The 19,601-nt window shown below is 74.0% G+C and carries 19 protein-coding genes and 1 pseudogene; 7 read left to right on the forward strand and 13 right to left on the reverse strand.

Annotation, left to right across the window (positions count from 1 at the left end; translation table 11 throughout):
• Positions 1-604: 604 nt before the first annotated feature.
• Positions 605-1,333 (forward strand): GntR family transcriptional regulator, encoded by a 729-nt coding sequence (locus LQ327_RS25860; protein WP_230738678.1) that lies wholly within the window; start codon positions 605-607, stop codon positions 1,331-1,333.
• Between the two features lie 57 nt (positions 1,334-1,390).
• Here the strand turns inward: LQ327_RS25860 and ligD are convergent, their stop codons facing one another.
• The gene (gene ligD, locus LQ327_RS25865) at positions 1,391-2,395 is read right to left on the reverse strand and encodes a non-homologous end-joining DNA ligase (protein WP_230738679.1); all 1,005 of its coding nucleotides are present in this window, start codon (positions 2,393-2,395) and stop codon (positions 1,391-1,393) included.
• A 46-nt stretch (positions 2,396-2,441) separates the two neighbouring features.
• Between ligD and LQ327_RS25870 the strand changes: the two genes are divergently transcribed.
• Both LQ327_RS25870 and msrB read left to right on the forward strand, forming a co-directional pair.
• Positions 2,442-2,765 carry a hypothetical protein gene (locus LQ327_RS25870; RefSeq protein ID WP_372460748.1) on the forward strand — a complete coding sequence of 108 codons (324 nt, stop codon included), beginning with the start codon at positions 2,442-2,444 and terminating at the stop codon, positions 2,763-2,765.
• A 39-nt stretch (positions 2,766-2,804) separates the two neighbouring features.
• On the forward strand, positions 2,805-3,227 hold the full coding sequence (msrB, locus tag LQ327_RS25875) for a peptide-methionine (R)-S-oxide reductase MsrB (protein WP_230738680.1): 423 nt from the start codon (positions 2,805-2,807) through the stop codon (positions 3,225-3,227).
• A gap of 3 nt (positions 3,228-3,230) precedes the next feature.
• Here msrB and LQ327_RS25880 read toward each other — a convergent pair whose 3' ends face one another.
• The 4 genes from LQ327_RS25880 to hemE form a co-directional block, all read right to left on the reverse strand.
• Positions 3,231-3,971 (reverse strand): SDR family oxidoreductase, encoded by a 741-nt coding sequence (locus LQ327_RS25880; protein WP_230738681.1) that lies wholly within the window; start codon positions 3,969-3,971, stop codon positions 3,231-3,233.
• Positions 3,968-4,660: a hydrogen peroxide-dependent heme synthase gene (gene hemQ, locus LQ327_RS25885; protein ID WP_230738682.1), complete on the reverse strand. Its 693-nt coding sequence runs from the start codon at positions 4,658-4,660 to the stop codon at positions 3,968-3,970. Before hemQ ends, LQ327_RS25880 begins: the two co-directional genes overlap by 4 nt.
• 203 nt (positions 4,661-4,863) lie before the next feature.
• Positions 4,864-6,327, reverse strand: a complete 1,464-nt coding sequence (gene hemG, locus LQ327_RS25890; protein ID WP_230738683.1) for a protoporphyrinogen oxidase — start codon at positions 6,325-6,327, stop codon at positions 4,864-4,866.
• Entirely contained in the window at positions 6,324-7,418 is a 1,095-nt protein-coding gene (hemE, locus tag LQ327_RS25895; protein ID WP_230738684.1) for a uroporphyrinogen decarboxylase, read from the reverse strand. The genes hemG and hemE overlap by 4 nt, the downstream gene beginning before the upstream one ends.
• Before the next feature lie 126 nt (positions 7,419-7,544).
• Between hemE and LQ327_RS25900 the strand changes: the two genes are divergently transcribed.
• The 3 genes and pseudogenes from LQ327_RS25900 to LQ327_RS25910 all read left to right on the forward strand — a co-directional run.
• Complete coding sequence (locus LQ327_RS25900) at positions 7,545-8,150, forward strand: DUF3000 domain-containing protein (RefSeq protein WP_230738685.1); 606 nt, start codon at positions 7,545-7,547, stop codon at positions 8,148-8,150.
• A 583-nt stretch (positions 8,151-8,733) separates the two neighbouring features.
• Positions 8,734-9,450, forward strand: coding sequence for a response regulator (locus tag LQ327_RS25905; RefSeq protein WP_372460751.1), 717 nt, complete (start codon positions 8,734-8,736; stop codon positions 9,448-9,450).
• Positions 9,451-9,539: 89 nt separating this feature from the next.
• Positions 9,540-10,721: pseudogene (locus LQ327_RS25910) on the forward strand (ribonuclease D); the annotation flags it as partial.
• A 152-nt stretch (positions 10,722-10,873) separates the two neighbouring features.
• Here LQ327_RS25910 and LQ327_RS25915 read toward each other — a convergent pair.
• From LQ327_RS25915 to LQ327_RS25925, 3 genes are all read right to left on the reverse strand, one after another.
• Positions 10,874-12,082, reverse strand: a complete 1,209-nt coding sequence (locus LQ327_RS25915; protein WP_308286383.1) for a sensor histidine kinase — start codon at positions 12,080-12,082, stop codon at positions 10,874-10,876.
• A 122-nt stretch (positions 12,083-12,204) separates the two neighbouring features.
• Entirely contained in the window at positions 12,205-12,492 is a 288-nt protein-coding gene (locus LQ327_RS25920; RefSeq protein WP_230738687.1) for a hypothetical protein, read from the reverse strand.
• A gap of 113 nt (positions 12,493-12,605) precedes the next feature.
• Positions 12,606-12,935 carry a hypothetical protein gene (locus LQ327_RS25925; RefSeq protein ID WP_230738688.1) on the reverse strand — a complete coding sequence of 110 codons (330 nt, stop codon included), beginning with the start codon at positions 12,933-12,935 and terminating at the stop codon, positions 12,606-12,608.
• A 158-nt stretch (positions 12,936-13,093) separates the two neighbouring features.
• On the opposite strand from LQ327_RS25925, the gene LQ327_RS25930 reads away from it, so the two are divergent.
• Positions 13,094-14,002: a beta-keto acid cleavage family enzyme gene (locus LQ327_RS25930; protein ID WP_230738689.1), complete on the forward strand. Its 909-nt coding sequence runs from the start codon at positions 13,094-13,096 to the stop codon at positions 14,000-14,002.
• On the opposite strand, the gene LQ327_RS25935 is transcribed toward LQ327_RS25930, so the two are convergent.
• From LQ327_RS25935 to LQ327_RS25955, 5 genes are all read right to left on the reverse strand, one after another.
• Complete coding sequence (locus LQ327_RS25935; RefSeq protein ID WP_230738690.1) at positions 13,999-14,670, reverse strand: response regulator transcription factor; 672 nt, start codon at positions 14,668-14,670, stop codon at positions 13,999-14,001. The genes LQ327_RS25930 and LQ327_RS25935 overlap by 4 nt on opposite strands.
• 76 nt (positions 14,671-14,746) lie before the next feature.
• Entirely contained in the window at positions 14,747-15,964 is a 1,218-nt protein-coding gene (locus LQ327_RS25940) for an acyl-CoA dehydrogenase family protein (protein ID WP_230738691.1), read from the reverse strand.
• On the reverse strand, positions 15,961-17,601 hold the full coding sequence (locus LQ327_RS25945; protein WP_230738692.1) for an AMP-binding protein: 1,641 nt from the start codon (positions 17,599-17,601) through the stop codon (positions 15,961-15,963). Before LQ327_RS25945 ends, LQ327_RS25940 begins: the two co-directional genes overlap by 4 nt.
• A gap of 44 nt (positions 17,602-17,645) precedes the next feature.
• Positions 17,646-18,392 (reverse strand): SDR family NAD(P)-dependent oxidoreductase, encoded by a 747-nt coding sequence (locus LQ327_RS25950; protein ID WP_230738693.1) that lies wholly within the window; start codon positions 18,390-18,392, stop codon positions 17,646-17,648.
• 47 nt (positions 18,393-18,439) lie between these two features.
• On the reverse strand, positions 18,440-19,588 hold the full coding sequence (locus LQ327_RS25955; RefSeq protein ID WP_230738694.1) for an acyl-CoA dehydrogenase family protein: 1,149 nt from the start codon (positions 19,586-19,588) through the stop codon (positions 18,440-18,442).
• Positions 19,589-19,601 lie beyond the last annotated feature (13 nt).

Genomic DNA, 19,601 nt, shown 5'->3' on the forward strand with positions numbered 1-19,601 from the left:
TTCATTTCCTGGATAGAATTCGTAGCGCCGGCGCTACGGCATACCGATGCCGCGTGACGGCAGTGCGACCGTCAGCGCCGGGTCCGACACTCGGATCGTCGGCACCCGGCCGTCCGATAGAGCGTCGATGTCTGGTTTGATACTGTTCGTCGAAATACCCCGACTCGCCGACGTCTTCGACGTTTCGGGGTCCTTGCCGCTCACGTCGTAGCGTGTGAGCGGAACCCAGCGGCAGGGTCACCTCGGGCCAGCGGGACCACTGTGGATCTCGATGTCATCGTCACGATCCTTGGTCGGTCCGGTTCGGGGTCTCGGCGGGAGAGTGGAAGCCGGGGAGCGTCCATCCGTCGGGATCCGAACCGGCTGCGGGAATCGTCGAGACCCGGAGACGACCGGGGAGCCGGAGCCGGGTAGCGACGTGGTCGGGGTGAGGTCGGCCCGAGAGGGCTCGGCTCGCGTGTGAACCGGACCACATCAGGTTGGGCGCGGAGCTTGCCGCACTCTGAATTCAGTGTCAACACTGAATTCAGAACATCAGCTGCGGCCGTACCGCCCATGATCTTGCCCCGAACGGTCGATGCCCACGCCGAGCAGGAGGTCAGCAGTGCCGAGCCCGGCGGAGCACGCCACCAGCCGAGCGACCCCCGCGCACCGCGGTCGGGGCGTCGCGATGACCGCCTCCGGAGCGCCGTCGCGCACCGACCGGGTGTACGAGGCCATCGTCGACGACATCTGCACCGGCCGTCTCACCCCCGGCACACCGCTGCGCCAGGAACGGCTCGCCGAGCGGTTCGAGGTCTCCCGCCAGCCCATCCAGCAGGCGCTGCTCCTGCTCCGCAACCAGGGCCTGCTGCGCGACTTCGGGCGCCGCGGCCTCGAGGTCGCCCCCGTCGCCGCCGACCTCGTCGGCCACGTCTACGAACTGCGCGGCGTGATCGACGGCCCCGCCGCGCGCCTGGCCGCCGAACGGCACGACGAACCATGGCTCGCCCGAGCCACCGAGATCGTCGAGGCCGGCCACCGCGCCCGCTCCGAGGGCGCCTTCGCCCAGATGATCGCCGCGGACGTCGAGTTCCACCGCGCCGTCGTCGACGCCGCCGCCAACCCCTTGATCGCCGAGAGCGCCGAGGTGATGTGGCGCAACGTCCATCGCCTGATGAGCGAGGTCCTGCTCCACGACGGCGGGCCGCTCTGGGTCTGGGAGGACCACACCGACATCCTGGGCGCCATCGCCCGCCGCGACGGCGCGGAGGCCGAGCACCTCGCTGTCCGCCACGCCCGGCACGCCCAGTGGATGATCCTCGAGGCCATGAGCGGGGTCCCCGCCACCTGATCGACCCCGAGGCCCGGGTCCGGTGCTCGGCGAGGGCTCCTCGCTACCCGCGAGGGCTCAGGAAACGGTCTTGCCGGTGGTGTCCGCCCGGGACTTGCTCGGCTGGACCCGCTTCGGCTCGCCGGGCATCTTCGGGTACTCGGGCGGGTAGGGCATGTCCCCGAGCCCGTGGTCGCGCTGGTCGCGCTCCACCCACTCGAGCGCAGTCTCCAGGCCCGCCGGCTCGTCGTGCAGCCCCGCGTGGGCGTCGCCGCGCTCAGCGAGCAGGCCGGCCGCCGTCAGGACGTCGAAGTCGTCCGGCTCGGCGTCGGGGAGCTCCTCCCAGCGCAACGGGAAGGACACCGTCGCCCGCGGCGTGCCGCGGACCGACCACGCCGAGGCGATCGTCCGGTCGCGCGCGGCCTGGTTGAAGTCGAGGAACACGCGCTCGCCGCGCTCCTCCTTCCACCAGTCGACGGTGGCCTCGGCGGGCATCCGGCGGCAGACCTCGCGCCCGATCGCGATCACACACCGGCGGACCGCGACGAAGTCCCACTCCGCGCGGATCGGGACCATGACGTGGATGCCGCGCCCACCGGAGGTCTTCGGCCAGCCGCGCAGGCCGGCCTCCGTCAGGACCTCGCGCAGCGTCGCCGCCACCCGCGCCGCATCGGCGAAGTCGGTGCCGGGCTGCGGGTCGAGGTCGATGCGCAGCTCGTCCGGGGCGTCGACGTCGGGACGCCGCACCGGCCAGGGGTGGAAGTCGAAGGTGCCCAGGTTCGCCGCCCAGGCCAGCACCGCGGGCTCGGTCGGGCACAGCACGTCGGCGGGGCGACCGGACGGGAAGCGCACCTGCACCGTCTCGACGTAGTCCGGGGCGCCCTTGGGCAGGCGCTTGGCGTAGAACCACTCGCCCGTCACGCCGTCGACGAAGCGCTTCAGGTGCGTCGGGCGGTCCCGCAGCACGCCGAGCAGCGGGTCGGCCACCGCGACGTAGTGCTCGACCACCTGCCGCTTGGTGATCTCCCGCTCCGGGAAGTAGACCTTGTCGGGGTTGGAGACGCGGACCGTGCGTCCGCCCACCTCGAGCTCCACCGCAGGGGACCGCGCCACAGGTTCGGAGGTTACCGTGACCGGCGTGACCTGGGGTGCTTCATCTGGCGCCGGCCGTCCCGACCCGACGCGCCGGTTCCACGACGACCTCGTCGGGCTCGACCCCGACGACCCGGAGGCGCGCGCGTTCGCCGAGCACCTCGACCGCATGGAGCGGGTGCGGCCGATGTTCACGGTGGAGGGCGAGCTGTCCGGGGTGCGGGACTTCGCCGAGTCGGCCAACCGCGCGGGCGGGCTCCAGCGGTGGGCGGCCTGGCTGCTGGTCGTGCTCGTGCTGCTCGGGACCGGGTACGTCATCTACGGCGTGCTGGAGTTCGTGGTCGGGAGCTGGCTCGTCTGATCCGGGCCGGTTGCGCGCGACTCGTATTAGCCTGGACGCATGAGCAGTGCGATCGGCAAGCCGAAGGTCGAGAAGTCCGACGCCGAGTGGCGCGAGCAGCTCTCGCCCGAGGAGTACAAGGTCCTGCGGAAGGCGGGCACCGAGCGCCCGTTCACCGGGGAGTACGACGAGACGTTCACCGAGGGCGTCTACCACTGCCGCGCGTGCGGCGCGGAGCTGTTCCGCTCGGAGACCAAGTTCGCCTCGCACTGCGGGTGGCCGTCGTTCTACGCGCCGTCGGCGGAGGACAACGTCATCCTGCGCGAGGACTCGACGATGGGCATGAAGCGCGTCGAGGTGCTGTGCGGGACCTGTCACTCGCACCTCGGGCACGTCTTCCACGGCGAGGGCTACGGCACGCCGACCGACGACCGGTACTGCATGAACAGCGTCTCGCTGACGCTGGAGCCCAAGGAGGGCTGAGCGTCACTGCCCGCCGGAGACCCGCAGCGTCTGGCCGGTGATCCAGGCGCTGTCGGGTGAGGCGAGGAAGAGCACGGTCGGCGTGATGTCCTCGGGCTCGCCGTAGCGGCCCATCGGCCAGGAGATCGCCGTCAGGTCGTTGTCGTAGTGCCTGCCGTTCTCCGCGGCCATGTCGCTGGCCGTGCCGCCGGGGGCGATCGCGTTGACCGTGATCCCCCGGCGGACCAGGTCCAGCGCGAGGCAGCGGACCATCGCCTCCACCGCGGCCTTCGACCCGGCGTAGACGGCGTGCCCGGGCACGCCCATCCCCGCGGAGATCGACGAGGTCAGCACGATCCGCCCGCCCTCGCCCATGTGGGCCTGCGCCGCCTGGGCCGCGAGGAACTGCCCGCGGGTGTTGACGGCGAACGTGGCGTCGAAGTCGTCGGCCGTGACCGTCCCGAGTGCGCCGAAGTGCTCGATCCCGGCGTTGCTGACCAGGACGTCGATCCCGCCGAGGAGCCCGGCCGCCCGGTCCATGAGCGCGACGACGGCGTCCGGGTCGGCCATGTCGGCCCGGACGGCGTGCGCCTCCCCGCCCGTGGCGGCGATCTCGGCGACGACGGCGTCGGCGGCCTCCGCGTTGCGGCCGTACCCGACGACGACCCGCGCGCCCGCGTCCGCGAGCGCGAGCGCCTCGGCGCGGCCGATGCCGCGGCTGCCGCCGGTGACGACGGCGCGGGTCCCGGGACGCAGCGTCGTCACGCCGAGAGGGCCAGCAGCGCGCCCGGCTCCACGCGCGGTCCCGTGAAGAACGGGACCTCCTCGCGGACGTGGCGGCGGGCCTCGGTGGCGCGCAGATCGCGCATCAGGTCGACGATGCGGTCGAGCTCGTCGGCCTCGAACGCGAGGATCCACTCGTAGTCGCCGAGGGCGAACGCGGGAACGGTGTTCGCACGGACGTCCGCGTACCCGCGGGCGGCCTTGCCGTGGTCGGCCAGCATCTGGCGGCGCTCCTCGTCGGGGAGCAGGTACCAGTCGAGCGAGCGGACGAACGGGTAGAGGCAGAGGTAGCCCTTCGGCTCCTCGCCCGCGATGAACGCCGGGACGTGGCTCTTGTTGAACTCGGCCGGCCGGTGCAGCGCCGTGCTCGACCACACGGGCTCCGAGGCCCGCCCGAGCGCCGTGCGCCGCAGCGCCGTGTACGTCGACTGCAGGGCCTCGACGTCCGGCGCGTGGGTCCAGACCAGCCAGTCCGCGTCGGCCCGCATGCCCGCGAGGTCGTAGACGCCGCGCACGACGACGTTCTTCGCCTCCTGCTCGTCGACGACGGCGGTGAGCTCGTCCGCCGCCGCACGACGGTCCTCCGGGAGCCGCGCCTGGTCGGTGCGGAACACCGACCACATGGCGTAGCGGATCGTCGAGTTCAGCTCGTCGTAGTTCAGCCTGGCCACGACCCCATCGTGCCACGGTCGTCGACACGTCCGGACGGGCCGGCGCGGCCCACGGACGACCTCGTCGACGCCGGGTCACTGTCGGACAACCGTGCCCGATTCGTCCGGGCGGGAGTGACACCCGGGATTCACACGAACGTGTCGGCGGGAGGGCTCCCGCCCAGGGCACACCAGGATTCCGGCCGGGGGCGCCCACGGCCGATCTATCCGACCGAAGGGGCCCTTCGCTCGGAATTACCGGAAAGACCGGCCAGGGAGGCCGCCACCCGCTCGGCCGCCGCGTCCCCGGTCGCCAGGCAGGCCGGCACCCCGACCCCGTGCAGCGCGGCCCCCGCCACCGCGAGCCCCGGCACCGCGGCCACCGCCCGCTCGAGGTCGGCCACGCGCTCGCCGTGCCCCACGCCGTACTGCGGCAGCCCCCCGCCCCAGCGCGCGACCACCGTCTCGACCGGCTCGACGTCCAGCCCGATCAGCGCCGCGAGGTCGGACCGGACCGCGGCGACCAGGTCGTCGTCGTCCCGCTGCAGCACCCCGGTGTCCCCGAACCGGCCGACCGACGCGCGCAGCACCACCGCCGAGTCGCCGACCAGGTGCGGCCACTTCACCGAGGACACCGTCACGGCCTTGATCGTCCAGGGCGTGCCGTCCGGGCGGCGCTCCCCCGAGCCGACGAGCACGCCGGAGCGCTCCCCGAGGTCGGTGCCGGGCGGGACGGCGAGCGCGACGACGGCACTGGAGGCCAGCTCGATGCCGGCGGCGGCCCGGGAGGCCGCGGGAGCGACGTCGTCGAGCAGCCGACGCAGGCCGGGGGCGGGCACCGCGAGCACCACCGCGTCCGCGTCGCACGCCTCCTCCCCCGCCGGCCCGGAGACCGTCAGGCGCCAGCCGTCGTCCGTCCGCGCCAGCCCGGTGACCGTGCGGGCCAGCCGCACCTGGGCGCGGGCGGCGACGGCGAGCGCCGGCGGCAGGTCGGCGAGCCCGGTGCGCAGGGTGCCGAACACCGGCGCCGGCGCGGTGCCCTCCACAGGAGCCGCGGGCAACGCGGCAGCGGCGGCCGCGCGCAGCGAGGGCGCGCCGCGGTCGAGCGCGTCGGCGAGCGCGGGCACGGTGGCCCGGACGCCGAGGGAGTCGGCGCGTCCGGAGTAGACGCCGCCGAGCAGCGGGTCGACGAGCCGGTCGGCCACCTCGTCGCCGAACCGGGCCCGCACGAGGCCGCCGACGGAGTCGTCCCCCTCCCAGTCGAGCGGCCCCATCGCGTCCTCGGCCTCGAGCGCCGCGCGGCCGGCCGGTGAGAGCAGGTCGGCGACGGCGGGCGGGTCGGTTGGCACGCCCATGACGGTGCGCCGCGGCATGGCGTGGGTGGCCCCGCCGGCGCGGATCGCCGAGGACGCCGCGGACGGGTGCACGATCTCGTCCGCGAGTCCCAGCTCGGTCAGCCGCGCGGCCGCTTCCGGGCGACGGGCCAGGAAGGCCTCGGCGCCGACGTCCACGCGCAGCCCGCCGAGGTCGACCGCGGCGAGCTTCCCGCCGAGCACCCGGGCGGACTCCAGCACGGTGATCGACGCGGCGTCGCCGAGCAGGGTCCGCAGGCGGTGCGCCGCGGCGAGTCCGCTGACCCCGCCGCCGACCACGACGACCCGGGGCGACCGCTCCCCCGGCCCGCTCACCGGACCGGGAGCGTGTGGACCAGGTCGACGACGCGGGCGAGCGCGTCGGGATCGGTCTCGGGCAGCACGCCGTGCCCGAGGTTCATGATGTGGCCGGGCGCCGCGCGGCCCTCGTCGACGATGCGACGGACCTCGCGCTCGACCACGTCGGGGCCGGCGAACAGCACGGCCGGGTCGAGGTTGCCCTGGACCGCGTGCCCGGGCCCGATGCGGCGGGTGGCCTCGTCGAGCGGCACCCGCCAGTCGACCCCGACGACGTCCGCGCCCGCCTCGCCCATGGCCGTGAGCAGCTCACCGGTGCCGACCCCGAAATGGACCCGCGGGACCCCGGCGTCGGCCAGGCCCGCGAGGACCTTCGCCGAGTGCGGCATGACGAGCTCGCGGTAGTCGCGCTCGGAGAGCGCGCCGGCCCAGGAGTCGAACAGCTGGACCGCGTCGACCCCGGCGTCCACCTGCGCGCGCAGGAAGGTCAGCGTGAGGTCCGCGAGGTGGTCGAGCAGCGTGTGCCAGGTGGCGGGCTCGGCGTGCATGAGCGCCTTGGTGCGCTCGTGGTTGCGGCTCGGACCGCCCTCGACGAGGTAGGAGGCGAGCGTGAACGGCGCGCCCGCGAACCCGATCAGCGGGGTGTCCCCGAGCTCGCGCACCAGCAGCCCGACCGCCTCGGCGACCGGCGCGACGCCCTCGGGCTCCAGCCGGGGCAGGGCGGCGACGTCGGCGTCGGTGCGCACCGGCGTGTCGATGACGGGGCCGGTGCCGGCGACGATGTCCACGCCGACACCCGCCACCTTGAGGGGCACGACGATGTCGGAGAACAGGATCGCCGCGTCCGTCCCGTAGCGGCGGACCGGCTGCAGCGTGATCTCGCAGGCCAGGTCCGGGGTCAGGCAGGACTCGAGCATCCCGGTCCCCTGGCGCAGCTCGCGGTACTCCGGCAGCGACCGGCCGGCCTGGCGCATGAACCAGACGGGCACCTGGGCGGGGGTCTGGCCACGCGCCGCGGCGAGGAAGGCGGAACCGGGCAGGGCGCGGCGGTTCGCCGGACCCGTCGGGCCGCCCGACCCGGCGGCCGTGCTCGTCGTCGGCGCACTCATGGTGGCGTCCAGTGTGCCAGCCCCCCGGTCGCCGCCGGCGGGCCACCGGAGGCCCCGTCGCACGGCGTGGCGGCCCCGGCGCGTCGGTACTCCCGCCGGTGGCGCCCGCCACCTACGCTCCGCGAGGTGACAGCTACAGCGACCGCCCCCGAGACGTTCCGACGGGCCGTGGAGTCGCTTGCTGCTCTGCGCCCCCGCCCGGAGATCGAGCTGCGCGACATGCGCCCGCCGCAGCGCCTCGCGCCGTGGTCGGCCGCGTGGAGCGCCGAGGTCGTCTCCGCGAGCCCGGTGACGGGCGACCCCGACGTCGAGCCCGAGGTCCTGGTCACCGGCCGCCTGGTGCTGCTGCACGACCCCGACGGCCAGGAGGCCTGGGACGGCACCCTGCGGCTGGTCACCTTCGTGCGCGCCGAGCTCGACCCGGAGCACGCGAACGACCCGCTGCTGCCCGAGGTCGCCTGGTCCTGGCTGACCGGCGCGCTGGAGGAGAGCGCGGCCACGGCGACGGCGGTCGGTGGCACCGTCACCCAGACCTCGTCGGTGCGATTCGGCGACATCTCCGGGCCGGCCCACGTCACCGACCTGGAGCTGCGGGCGTCGTGGACGCCGGTCCTCGAGGCCGGGGTCGTCGACCTCACCGAGCACGGCGGCGCGTTCACGACGGTGCTGGCGACCGCGGCCGGGCTCCCCCCGGTGGGTGTGGCGAGCCTCGCGGCCCGCCGACCGAGCTGATTCCCGGTCCCCGCGGTCCCGCCGCGTCGGATTGTGCCCGGACAGAGACAGACGGTTCTCGACGTCTCGACGTTGAACGTCTAACGGCACTTCTGCGAACGGCCATTTCCCGGTACCACTGGTGCCGATCGGAGCATTTTCGCAGGCCACGGCACCGCGTTGTCCGCATCTGCGGTTGCATCTGCGCTTCGCCAACGCGGGTGAACGTCCCGCAGCGAAGGGGTCACGATCACGCCGCCGAACGTCGTCGGGGCGCTGCGGCCGATGTGAAGCTCACGTTGGATCAAAGGTAGCAGCGGCACTACGGTGAACGGCCTTATCGAGCACTCAGCGTCACACTGCTTACACAGAGTGTCACGAGACGACGACAGAGCGTTCGTGAAGAACACCAAGGAGTGACCGCCCAGCCGCAACGGACGAAACTCCACCGAGCGAAGTTGGCCCTAATGCTCTCGTTAACTCGCCAGGGGGGATATGTTCTCCCGCGACGCACTTCCTCGGCCGTTCGGCGGCGCGGTCGGACACCGAGGGTTCCCGGTGCGTCCCGTCGGGGGGCAAGACCGACTCCAGGGAGGTAGTTGACGTGGCTACCGTGGGCCCAGGGATGGCTCTACGAGGCGTCGCGAGCGGGCTGTTGCCACCGGCGATGGTTCCGCATCCGCGGGAAGAGATGTTCTCCGTGCTGGTGGTCGACGACCACCCGCTGTTGCGCGAGGCGATCGCGCAGCGACTTTCCTCGATGGGCGCGGGCACCGTCCACGAGGCGGCCTCGATCTCCGAGGCACGGACACGAGCGCTGGCCTCCGGGCCGTGCGACCTCGCGATCCTCGATCTGGGCCTGCCGGACGGCAGCGGCCTCGATCTGATCGCGGAGCTGCGCGCCCAGGGCTGGAACCGTGTGGTGGTGCTGGCGGCGTCGGACGACCCGTCGGCCGTCCGGGCGGCGTTCCAGGCGGGCGCCCAGGCGTACCTGCTGAAGTCCGCCTCACCCGGCATCGTCACCGACGGCGTGCGGCGCGTGCTCGAGGGCGGCCTCTACGCCGACCCCTCGGTGGCGCCGCTCCTCGCGGCGGGCACCCGGGTCCCGGCGACCGACAACACCCCGCGGGAGCTCTCGGCCCGTGAGGTGGAGGTGCTCCAGCTGGTCGCCGACGGGCGCTCCAACAAGGAGATCGGTGATGCGTTGAGCCTCTCGGCCCTCACGGTCAAGAGCCACCTCTCGCGCATCGGTCGCAAGCTCGGCACGGGAGACCGCGCCCAGATGGTCGCGCTGGCCATGCGGGCCGGCGTCATCCGCTGAGCGCGCACCCCGACCCCGGCACCGCCGGGACGGCCGGAGGCCGGGAGGTCGGTGACACCGAGTCCGATCCGGACGACGTCACCGACCTCCTGGCTCCCGCCGAGGGCGTGCCGGATCTGGTGACCGATCGCGCGGCCCTGACCTCGCTGGCCGAGGCCATGGCCGCCGGCACCGGACCCGTCGCCCTGGACGCCGAGCGGGCCTCGGGTTTCCGCTACTCCGCCCGGGCCTACCTGGTGCAGCTGCGCCGGGAGGGTGCCGGCTCGGCCCTCGTCGACCCCATCGCCCTCGACGGCGACCTCCGCGAGCTCGGGGAGGCGCTGCAGGGCGTCGAGTGGGTGCTGCACGCCGCCTCCCAGGACCTGCCCTGCCTCGCCGAGGTCGGCATGCACCCGGACTCGCTGTTCGACACCGAGCTCGCGGGGCGGCTGGCCGGCTATCCGCGGGTGGGCCTCGGTCCGCTCGCCGAGCGGCTGCTCGGGGTCCGGCTGCGCAAGGGCTACGGCGCGGCCGACTGGTCGACGCGGCCGCTGCCCGCCGACTGGCTCGTCTACGCCGCCCTCGACGTCGAGCTCCTCGTGCAGATGCGCGAGCTGCTCGCCACCGACCTCCTCGAGCAGGGCAAGACGCGCTGGGCGGCCGAGGAGTTCGAGGCCGTCCGCACCGCCGGGCCGCCGCCGAAGCGCGCCGAGCCCTGGCGCCGCACGTCGGGCCTGCACAAGGTCCGCAAGCCCCGCCAGCTCGCCGTCGTGCGCTCGCTGTGGGAGTCCCGCGACCAGCTCGCCGCCTCCCGCGACGTCGCCCCGGGCCGGCTGCTGCCCGACGCGGCGATCGTCGACGCCGCGCTGCGTGAGCCGGCCGACAAAGATGCCCTCTCGAACCTCCCGGTGTTCCGCGGCCGCGCCCAGCGTCGCCTCGCCGACCGCTGGTGGCGCGCCGTCCACACCGGCGCCACGCTGCCCCCCGGGGAGCTCCCCGAGTCCTCTCCCGCCGGCGACGGGCCGCCCCCGGTCAACCGGTGGGCCGACAAGGACCCGGACGCCGCCGCACGCCTCACCGCCGCGCGCGCCCACCTCGCGGCGCTGTCCGAGCAGTGGGACACCCCGGTCGAGAACCTCCTGCAGCCCGACCTCGTGCGGCGGCTGTGCTGGAGCCCGCCCGAGCAGATCGACCCGGACACCGTCGACGCCGCACTGAGCACCGGCGGCGCCCGCGCCTGGCAGCGCGGGCTGGCCGTCCCGGGGCTCGTCGAGGCGCTGCGGGCCGTGGCACCCGCGTCCGCCCCCGACACCGACGACGCCGCGGGGACCGGACCCGGTGAGGGCTCCGGCGGGCGCACCCGGACACCCCGCCGACGCCGGCGCACCGACAGTTCGGGAGCCTCGGACCGGCCGCCCGCCGGCCCCCGCACCCCGGGACCCGGTCAGGTCGGGACCGTCACCCCGGTGTTCAGCGACCCCGACACCTGATCCTCCGGCGCGGCGGGCAGCAGCACCCGGACCGACAGCCCGCCGCCGGCCACCGGCTCGGCGGCGACCGTGCCGCCGTGCGAGCGCACGACCGCCCGCACGATCGACAGCCCGAGCCCGGAACCCGAACCGACGCGGTCGGCGCCGCGACGGAAGGGTTCGAACAGGTCGGGCACCCGCGCCGGGTCGAGCTCCGGTCCCGACGACTCGACGACCAGCTCGACCCTCGGGTGGCCGCCGCCGGCGACCCGTCGGGTGGTCACCGCGAGCCAGCCACCCTCGACGTTGTGCCGCACCGCGTTCTCGACGAGGTTCCCGACGACCCGCTCGAGCAGGGCCGCGTCCCCGACGACGACGGCGGTCGCCGCCGCCGCGCCGTCGCCGCTCTCCCCGCCGTCGGCCCGGTCCACGGGGTGTCCGACGTCGACGCGGAGCCGCCGCCCCTCCACCTCGGCGCGGACCGCGTCCAGCGCCCCGCGGGCTGCGAGGTCGAGGTCCACCGGCTCGTCGCCGTCCTCGGAGCGGTGGTCGGCGGCCTCGGTGCGGGCGAGCAGCAGGAGTCCCTCGACGAGGCCCTCGGCCCGGCGGGTGGCGTCGCGCAGCACCCCGGCCATCCGGCGCAGCTCGGCGACGTCGGCGTCCGGGTCGGAGAGGGTCACGTCGATCTCGGTGCGCAGGACCGCCAGCGGGGTCCGCAGCTCGTGGCTGGCGTTCGCGACGAAGCGCTGCTGGGCGTCGAAGGCGGCCTGGAGGCGGTCGAGCATCTCGTCGAAGGTGTCGGCCAGCTCGGCGACCTCGTCGCGGGGCCCCTCGAGGTCGATGCGCTCGTCGAGCGACTCCGCGGAGAGCCGGCGGGCGGTGGCGGTGACGTCGTGCACCGGGCGCAGCACGTGGCCCGTCAGGACCCAGGACACCATCGCGGCCGCCGCCACGACCAGCGCGAACGCGACCGAGCCGACCTGCAGGACCTCGGTCCGCGCGCTGTGCCCGAGCGCGGCGGCGATCTCACCGGCCGGCACCGCGACGCCGTCGACGAGCACCGGTGTCTGCGGCGGCAGCGTCGGCAGCGAGGCCGCCACCTCGCCGACGAGCATCCAGCCGAGCCACAGCAGGACGGCGCTGACCGCCGCGACGAGACCGGTCGCGAGCAGGGTGAGGCGCACCCGGAGCCCGGGACCGCGCCGGCGCCGCGCGCGGGTCCCGGCCGGGGCGCGGGCCTCCGCCGGGGCGGGGCTCCTGCCCCCCTCGGGCGCGCGGTCGGCACGACGGAACACGGTGTGCGAGCCTACGTCGGCCGGCGCCGCCCCCGCGTGAGCCCGGTGGCCGGGACGGGTGCGGCCTCGCGGCGGGCCCAGGCGGCGACCCGGCCGGAGAGCGGGCAGCCGTCGGTCCAGGCGCGATAGACCGGGTCGCGCTCCAGCTCGGCGAGGGCGGCCGCGGCGAGGGCGTGGGCCGCGCGCTCGGCCGTGGTGTCGCCGTGGTCGAGCCAGCGGCGTCCGAGCTCGAGCTCGGCGTGCTCGTCGCCGTCGAGTGCCCGGGCGAAGAGCGCCGTGATCTCGTCGCGCCCGGCCATCGTCGTTCCCTTCCCTCGGGCCCGTTCGCCACGGCGACCGGCCCGACAGACACCTCGGGCCCGGTCCCGCACCCAGGAGGCGCAGGACCGGGCCCGGAGGCGCGGCGCGCTCGTCAGTTGATCGCGTGGATCGGGTTCGAGCACTTCTTGGCGTTCGCGGCGCCGTTGCCCTCGCCGGCCTTCGAGCCGACCGGCACGCCCGCGGCGTTGTCCTGCACCGGCACCTGCACGCCCAGGACGTTGACCGGGACGTCGTTGCCACAGGCGTCGCCCGTGGTGTTCGGGGCGAAGTCGCTGGAGTTCACGACGCCCTTCTGGACCGTGGCGCCGGAGCCCGCGTCGTCGCCGCCGTGCTCGGTGCCGGCGAGCGCCATGCCGGTGGTGGAGACGAGGCCGGAGCTGACCAGCGCGGCCGCCAGGACGGCCTTCTTCATCATGGCCATGGGAGGTTCCTCTCTGGGGGGAGCGCCGGGCGATCGCCTACCGAGCGCGATCGTCCGAATACGTGGCGTTAACGCAGCCGGAGATCCTCAGGTCACGGTTCTCGGACACCCATCCGCCGATCGGGTGATCATCGCGGGCGTCCGGCATGCTCGGGCCCATGACGGTCGACGCGGACCCGGTCATCCTCGAGGTGGCCCTCAACGGTGCCACCGGGCGCGAGCGGAACCCGCACGTGCCCCGGACACCCGAGGAGATCACCCGGGACGCCCTGACCTGTCTCGACGGCGGGGCCGCGATCGTGCACAACCACAACGACGAGCCCATGTTCACCGCCGACGGGGTGCACGCGGTCGAGCCCTACCTCGCCGCCTGGGAGCCCGTCGTCGCCGCCCGCCCGGACGCGCTGCTCTACCCGACGATGGCCGCCGGGGCCCGCGGGATCCCCGTCGAGCGCCGGTGGGCCCACGTAGAGGAACTGGCCCGGCGCGGGCTCGGCGGGATGTCGCTCGTCGACCCGGGCTCGGTGAACGTGGGCCTCACGAGCGACGGGACCGTCCCCGACGCCGCTGCGCCCGAGCCGTACCAGAACAGCTACACCGACACCGAGTACATGTTCGCGCGCTCGGCGGAGCACCGGGCCGCACCCAGCATCTCGATCTTCGAGCCCGGCTTCCTGCGCACCGCGCTCACGCTGCACCGGCACGGGCGGGTGCCGCCGGGCGCGCTCGTGAAGCTCTACTTCGGCGGATCGCTGGAGTTCGGGCTGCCGCCCACCGAGCGCGCGCTCGAGGCGTACCTGGAGCTGCTGGAACCCAGCGGGCTGCCGTGGTCGGTGGCGGTGCTGGGCGGCGACGTCGTCGGGTGCGGGCTGGCGCGGCTCGCCCTGGAGCGGGGCGGGCACGTGCGGGTCGGGCTCGAGGACTTCGCGGACGGCACCCGGACGCCCGGTAACGCCGAGCTGCTCGACGGCGCGCTCGCCCTGCTGTCCGACCTCGGCCGCCGACCCGCGAGCAGCGCCGAGGCGCGGCAGATGCTCGGGGTGCCGGGGCCGGGCCGGACCGGCTAGACCGTGACGTGCGTGTCGGTGCGCACCCGGTAGCCCGACCCCACGACGGTGTCGATGATCCCGGGCTCGCCGAGCTTCTTGCGCAGGGTCATGACGGTGACCCGCACGGTCGTCGTGAAGGGGTCGGCGTTCTCGTCCCACACCCGCTCGAGCAGCTCCTCCGAGGAGACCACCGCGCCGCCGGCGGCGAGCAGCACCTCGAGGACGCCGAACTCCTTGCGGGTCAGGTCGACGACCCCGCCGTCGCGCACGACGGTGCGCTTCGACGGGTCGAGCACGACGCCCGCGGCCTCGAGCACCGGCGGCGTGGCCGGGGTGGCGCGCCGGCCGAGGGCCCGGATGCGCGCGACGAGTTCCGGGAAGTCGAACGGCTTGGCGAGGTAGTCGTCCGCGCCGAGCGCGAGGCCGGCGACCTTGTCGCGCAGCGTGCCGCTCGCCGTCAGCATGATGACCCGGGTGACGCCGCCCGCCATCTCGGCGCACAGGTCGTCCCCGGAGCGACCCGGCAGGTCGCGGTCGAGGACCACGACGTCGTAACGGGTCACCGAGGCCTTCTCGGAGCCGGAGTCACCGTCGTAGGCGACATCGACCGCCATGCCCTCACGACGCAGGCCGCGCGCCAGCGCATCGGCCAGGGCCTGCTCGTCCTCCACGATCAGAATCCGCACACCCTCACGATGCCACCCCCGGGCTGAAGGGACGCTGAGAATCAGCTGGGCGGATCTGCTCGATCGGCCGGGGGTTTCAGCGGCGCGCCTGGAACGAGGGGATGCCCGTGAGCGCGCGGCCCATGATCAGGGTGTGGATCTCGTCGGTGCCCTCGTAGGTGCGCACGCTCTCGAGGTTGTTGGCGTGGCGCAGCGGCGAGTACTCCCCGGTGATCCCGTTGCCGCCGAGCACGGTGCGCGCCTGGTGGCAGACGGCGATGGCCTCGCGGACGTTGTTGAGCTTGCCGAACGAGATCTGCTCGGGGCGCAGCCGGCCGGCGTCCTTGAGCCGCCCGGTCTGCAGGGCCACGAGCTGCCCCTTCTGGATCTCGAGGGCCATGTCGACCAGCTTCTGCTGGGTGAGCTGGAACGCCGCGATCGGCTCGGCGAACTGCCGGCGCTCCAGCGCGTAGGCCAGGGCGGTCTCGTAGGCGTCGCGGGCGGCCCCGAGCGCTCCCCACAGGATCCCGTAGCGGGCTTCGTTCAGACAGGAGAACGGGCCGGTGAGGCCGGTGACGTCGGGCAGCACCGCGTCGGCGGGCAGGCGCACGCCGTCCAGGGCGATGTCGCACTGGATGGAGGTCCGCATGGACAGCTTCGCGGTGATGGGGGTGGCGGAGAAGCCCGGGGTGTCGGTGGGGACGACGAACCCGCGGATGCCGTGGGCGGTCCGGGCCCAGATGACGGCGACGTCGGCGATCGAGGCCAGCCCGATCCAGCGCTTGGCACCGGTGAGCACCCAGTCCGCCTGGGGCCCGTCCCCGTCCCGCACCGCGTGCGTGGTCATCGAGCCGGGGTCGCTGCCGGCGCCGGGCTCGGTGAGCCCGAAGCAGCCGATCAGCTCGCCCGTGGCCATCCCGGGGAGCCAGTGCTGCTTGTGCTCGTCGCTGCCGAACCGGTGGATCGCGCTCATCGCGAGCGAGCCCTGGACGCTGACGAAGGTGCGGATCCCGGAGTCGCCCGCCTCGAGCTCGAGAGCGGCCAGGCCGTAGTCGACGGCGCTGCGGCCGGCGCAGCCATACCCGTGCAGGTGCATCCCGAGCAGCCCGAGCGAGCCCATCTCGGTGACGAGCTCGCGCGGGAAGTGCGCCGCCTCGAACCACTCGGCGACGTGCGGCCGGATGCGCTCGTCGACGAACCCGCGGACCCGGGCGCGCAGGGCGATCTCGTCGGGGGTGAGGAGGCTGTCGATGTCGAGGTAGTCGTGGGCGAGGCCGGTGGCAGGCGTCGGACCGGCGAGGGTCGGGGTGCTCATGCGGACTCCTCGGAGAGCTGCTCGCGCAGCACGAACTTCTGGATCTTCCCGCTGGGGGTACGGGGCAGCTCGTCGACGATCTCGACGCGCTCGGGCCAGTACTGCTTGGCGACGCCCTGCCCGGCGAGGAAGGCCTGCACGTCGGCCAGGCCCGTCACCGGGGCGCCGGACTCGGGCACGATCACGGCGCAGGCCCGCTCCTGCAGCCGCGGGTCGGGGATCCCGACGAGGGCCACCGCCGCGACGGCCGGGTGCTGGTAGAGGACGTCCTCGACGTAGGCGACCGGGAGGTTCTCGCCGCCGCGGATGATCACGTCCTTGGTCCGGCCGGTGATGTTCAGGTAGCCGTCGTCGTCGATCTCGGCGACGTCGCCGGTGTCGAACCACTCGCCGTCGAACGCGTCCCGGGTCATCTCGAGGCGCTCGAGGTAGCCGACGAACAGGAACGGGCCCGCCACCTGCAGCCGGCCCTGTTCGCCGGCCGGGAGCTCGTCGCCCAGCGGGTCGACGACCCGGATGCGCATGCCCGGCCACGGGTAGCCGTCGCGCTCGACGATCTTCTCCTCGGGGTCGCCGGGGATGCCGAGGGTGACCAGGGCGTCCTCGCTCTGGCCCCATCCGCCGAGCACCACGAGGTCCGGCAGCTTCGTGCGGGCGTCCCGCACGATCGAGCGTGGGATCGGGGCGCCCATGCAGCAGAACCGGACCAGCGAGGACATGTCGTGCCCGGCCAGGTTCGGTGCCGCGAGGGTGTCGTGGAGGAACGGGGTGGCGGCCGAGGTGTAGGTGATGCGGTGGGCCGCGACGAGCTCCACGAACTCCTCGGGCCGCCAGACGTCCTGGTAGACCGCCGTCGCGCCGCCGACCTGCACCGGGAGCCGGACCCCGTAGAGGAAGCCGGTGAGGTGCGCGAACGTCGAGGCCATGTGGATGACGTCCCCGGCGTCGACCCCGAGCCGGGCGGACAGCGGCGCGTTGGCCGCGACGAGGGTGTTGTGGGTGTGCATGACCCCCTTCGGCTCACCCGTGGTCCCCGACGTGAAGATCAGCAGGGTGACGTCGTCCGGGTCCGGGCGCAGCGCCGCGAGCTCGGCGGCGGGGCGGCGGCTCTCCCAGTCGGTGGCCATGAAGTCGTCCCACCCGGTCTGGGTCCCGTCGGAGGGACCGTCGACGACGAGCAGGTGCTCGAGCGCCGGCCACTCACCGCGCAGCCGGCCGACCATCGCCGGGTAGTCGTGGCCCCGGAAGGACTGCGGGACGATCAGGACCTTCGACGCGGCCATGCCGACCATGAAGCCGACCTCGCGGTCGCGGTAGATGGGGATGAGCGGGTTGTTGACCGCGCCGATCCGGGTGACCGCGTAGTGCACGACGAGGAACTCGATCCAGTTCGGCAGCTGGAACGACACGACGTCGCCCGGTCCGACCCCGAGCTCGAGGAGCCCGGCGGCCGCCCGGTCGGAGCGGGCCTTGAGCTCGCCGTAGCTGATCCGGCCGCGCGCGTCGATCGCGGCGGTCCGGTCGGGGTGGGCGGCGGCGACCTCGTCGAGGAAGTCGGTGATGACCTGCCCGGTCCAGTGGCCCTCGGCGGTGAACCGCTCGATCTGTTCCGGGGTGAGGGTGGTCTCGAAGCTCATGGCGACGTCCTTGTCCGCCGACCGGTCCGCATCGCGGTACCGGGTCAGCTCATGGTGAGGCCGCCGCTGACGCTGACGGTCTGGCCGGTGATGTAGGCGGCCTCGTCCGAGGCGAGGAAGGCGACGGCGTTGGCCAGGTCCGACGGGTCGGCCAGCCGGCGGAACGGGATCGCCCTCGTCAGCGACTCCCGCAGCTTCGGGTCGTCCCCGCCCATCGAGGCGAACAGGGCGGTGTCGGTCGGCCCCGGGCACACGCAGTTGGCGTTGACGTGCTTGCGGGCCATCTCGCGCGCGATGGTCTTGGTGAAGGCGATGACCCCGCCCTTGGCCGCGGAGTAGACGGCCTCGCCGGAGGAGCCCACCCGGCCCGCGTCGGACCCGAGGTTGACCACGGACCCGGCACCGCGCTCGGCCATCAGCGGCAGCACGGCCCGGCAGGTGTTCAGGACGCCGTACAGGTTGATCGCGATGACCTTGTCCCAGTCGGCGGGGTCGGAGTCGACGAACGGGCCGGCCACGTCCCAGCCGGCGTTGTTGACCAGGACGTCGATGCGCCCGTGGTCCCGGTGCACCTGGGCCACCATCGCGTCGACCGACTCGCGGGAGGTCACGTCGGCGTGCAGGCCCACCGCTCCCCCACCGAGCGCGTCGGCGGTCTCCTTCGCGGTCGCCTCGTTGACGTCCGTGACGACGACGGTGGCGCCCTCGGCGGCGAGCTTCTCGGCGATGCCCCGGCCGATGCCCTGGCCGGCGCCGGTCACGATCGCGATCTTCTCGGCGAGCTTTCCCATGGGGTGTCCTCTCTCGTGGTCTCGTGGATGGCGTGCGGCGGCCGGACTCAGGGCGCGAGCTCGCGGCCGAGGCGTCGGCGGGCGATCACCAGCTTCATGATCTGGGCGGTGCCGTCGCCGATCTGCAGCCCGAGCACGTCGCGCATCCGCTGCTCGATCGGCAGCTCGGTGCGGTAGCCGTACTGGCCGTGCAGCAGCAGGCACTGGTTGATGACGTCGTGGGCGGTCTTCGGCGCCCACCATTTGGCCATCGCGGCCTGGGAGGTGTGCGGGAGCCCGGCGTCCTTGAGCCACAGCGTCTCCCGGCAGAGCAGCCGCGCCGCGGTCAGCAGGGTGTCGGCCTCGGCGAGCGGGAAGGACACGCCCTGGTTCACCGACAGCGGCCGGTCGAAGGCGTGGCGCTCGCCCACGTACGCCCAGGTCTCGTCGACGGTCTGCTGGGCGGCCCCGAGGCACTGCAGCCCGATCAGGGCGCGACTGAAGTCGAAGCCGTGCATGACCTGGGTGAACCCGCGGCCCTCCTCGCCCAGGAGGTACTCGGCGGGCACCCGGACGCCCTCGAAGTGCGCGGCGCCGCGACCGACGGCCCGGGTCCCCATGTCCGCGTACGGCTCGCGGGTGACGCCGGGCAGGTCCAGCGGGGCCAGCAGTGCGCTGATGTCCCTGCCCCGGCCCGGGTCGTCCCCGGTCCGCGCGAACACGACGACGGCCTCGGCGTCGTTCGCGAACGACAGCGACTTGACCCCGTCGAGCACGTAGGAGTCCCCGTCGCGGACCGCGGTGAGCCGCGGCATGCCCGCGTCGGAACCGGCGTGGGGCTCGGTCAGGCCGATGCCCACGATCCCGTCGCCGGAGCAGATCCTCGGGACCCACTCCTGCGCGACGTCGGGCCGGGCGTTGCCGGCGAGGAGCTGCCCGACCAGGGAGCCCACGACCTGCAGGTAGGCGACGTTGATGTCGCCCCGCCCGATCTCCTCGGTGATCAGGCCGGCGGTCAGCCGGTCGAGACCACGGCCGCCGAGCTCGACCGGCAGCTCCGGGGCGATCAGACCCCGCCGACCGATCTCCCGCCGCAGCCCGGGCTCGATCCGGCCGGCGTGCTCGCGCGCCCGGTAGCCGGGCAGGAGCTGCTCGGTCGCGACGGCGCGGGCGAGATCGCGGTACTCGCGCTGGGTGTCGGTCAGGTCGAAGTGCATCGCGGGCCTCCCA

It is taken from the genome of Actinomycetospora endophytica (genome assembly GCF_021026375.1).
Lineage (GTDB): Bacteria > Actinomycetota > Actinomycetes > Mycobacteriales > Pseudonocardiaceae > Actinomycetospora > Actinomycetospora endophytica.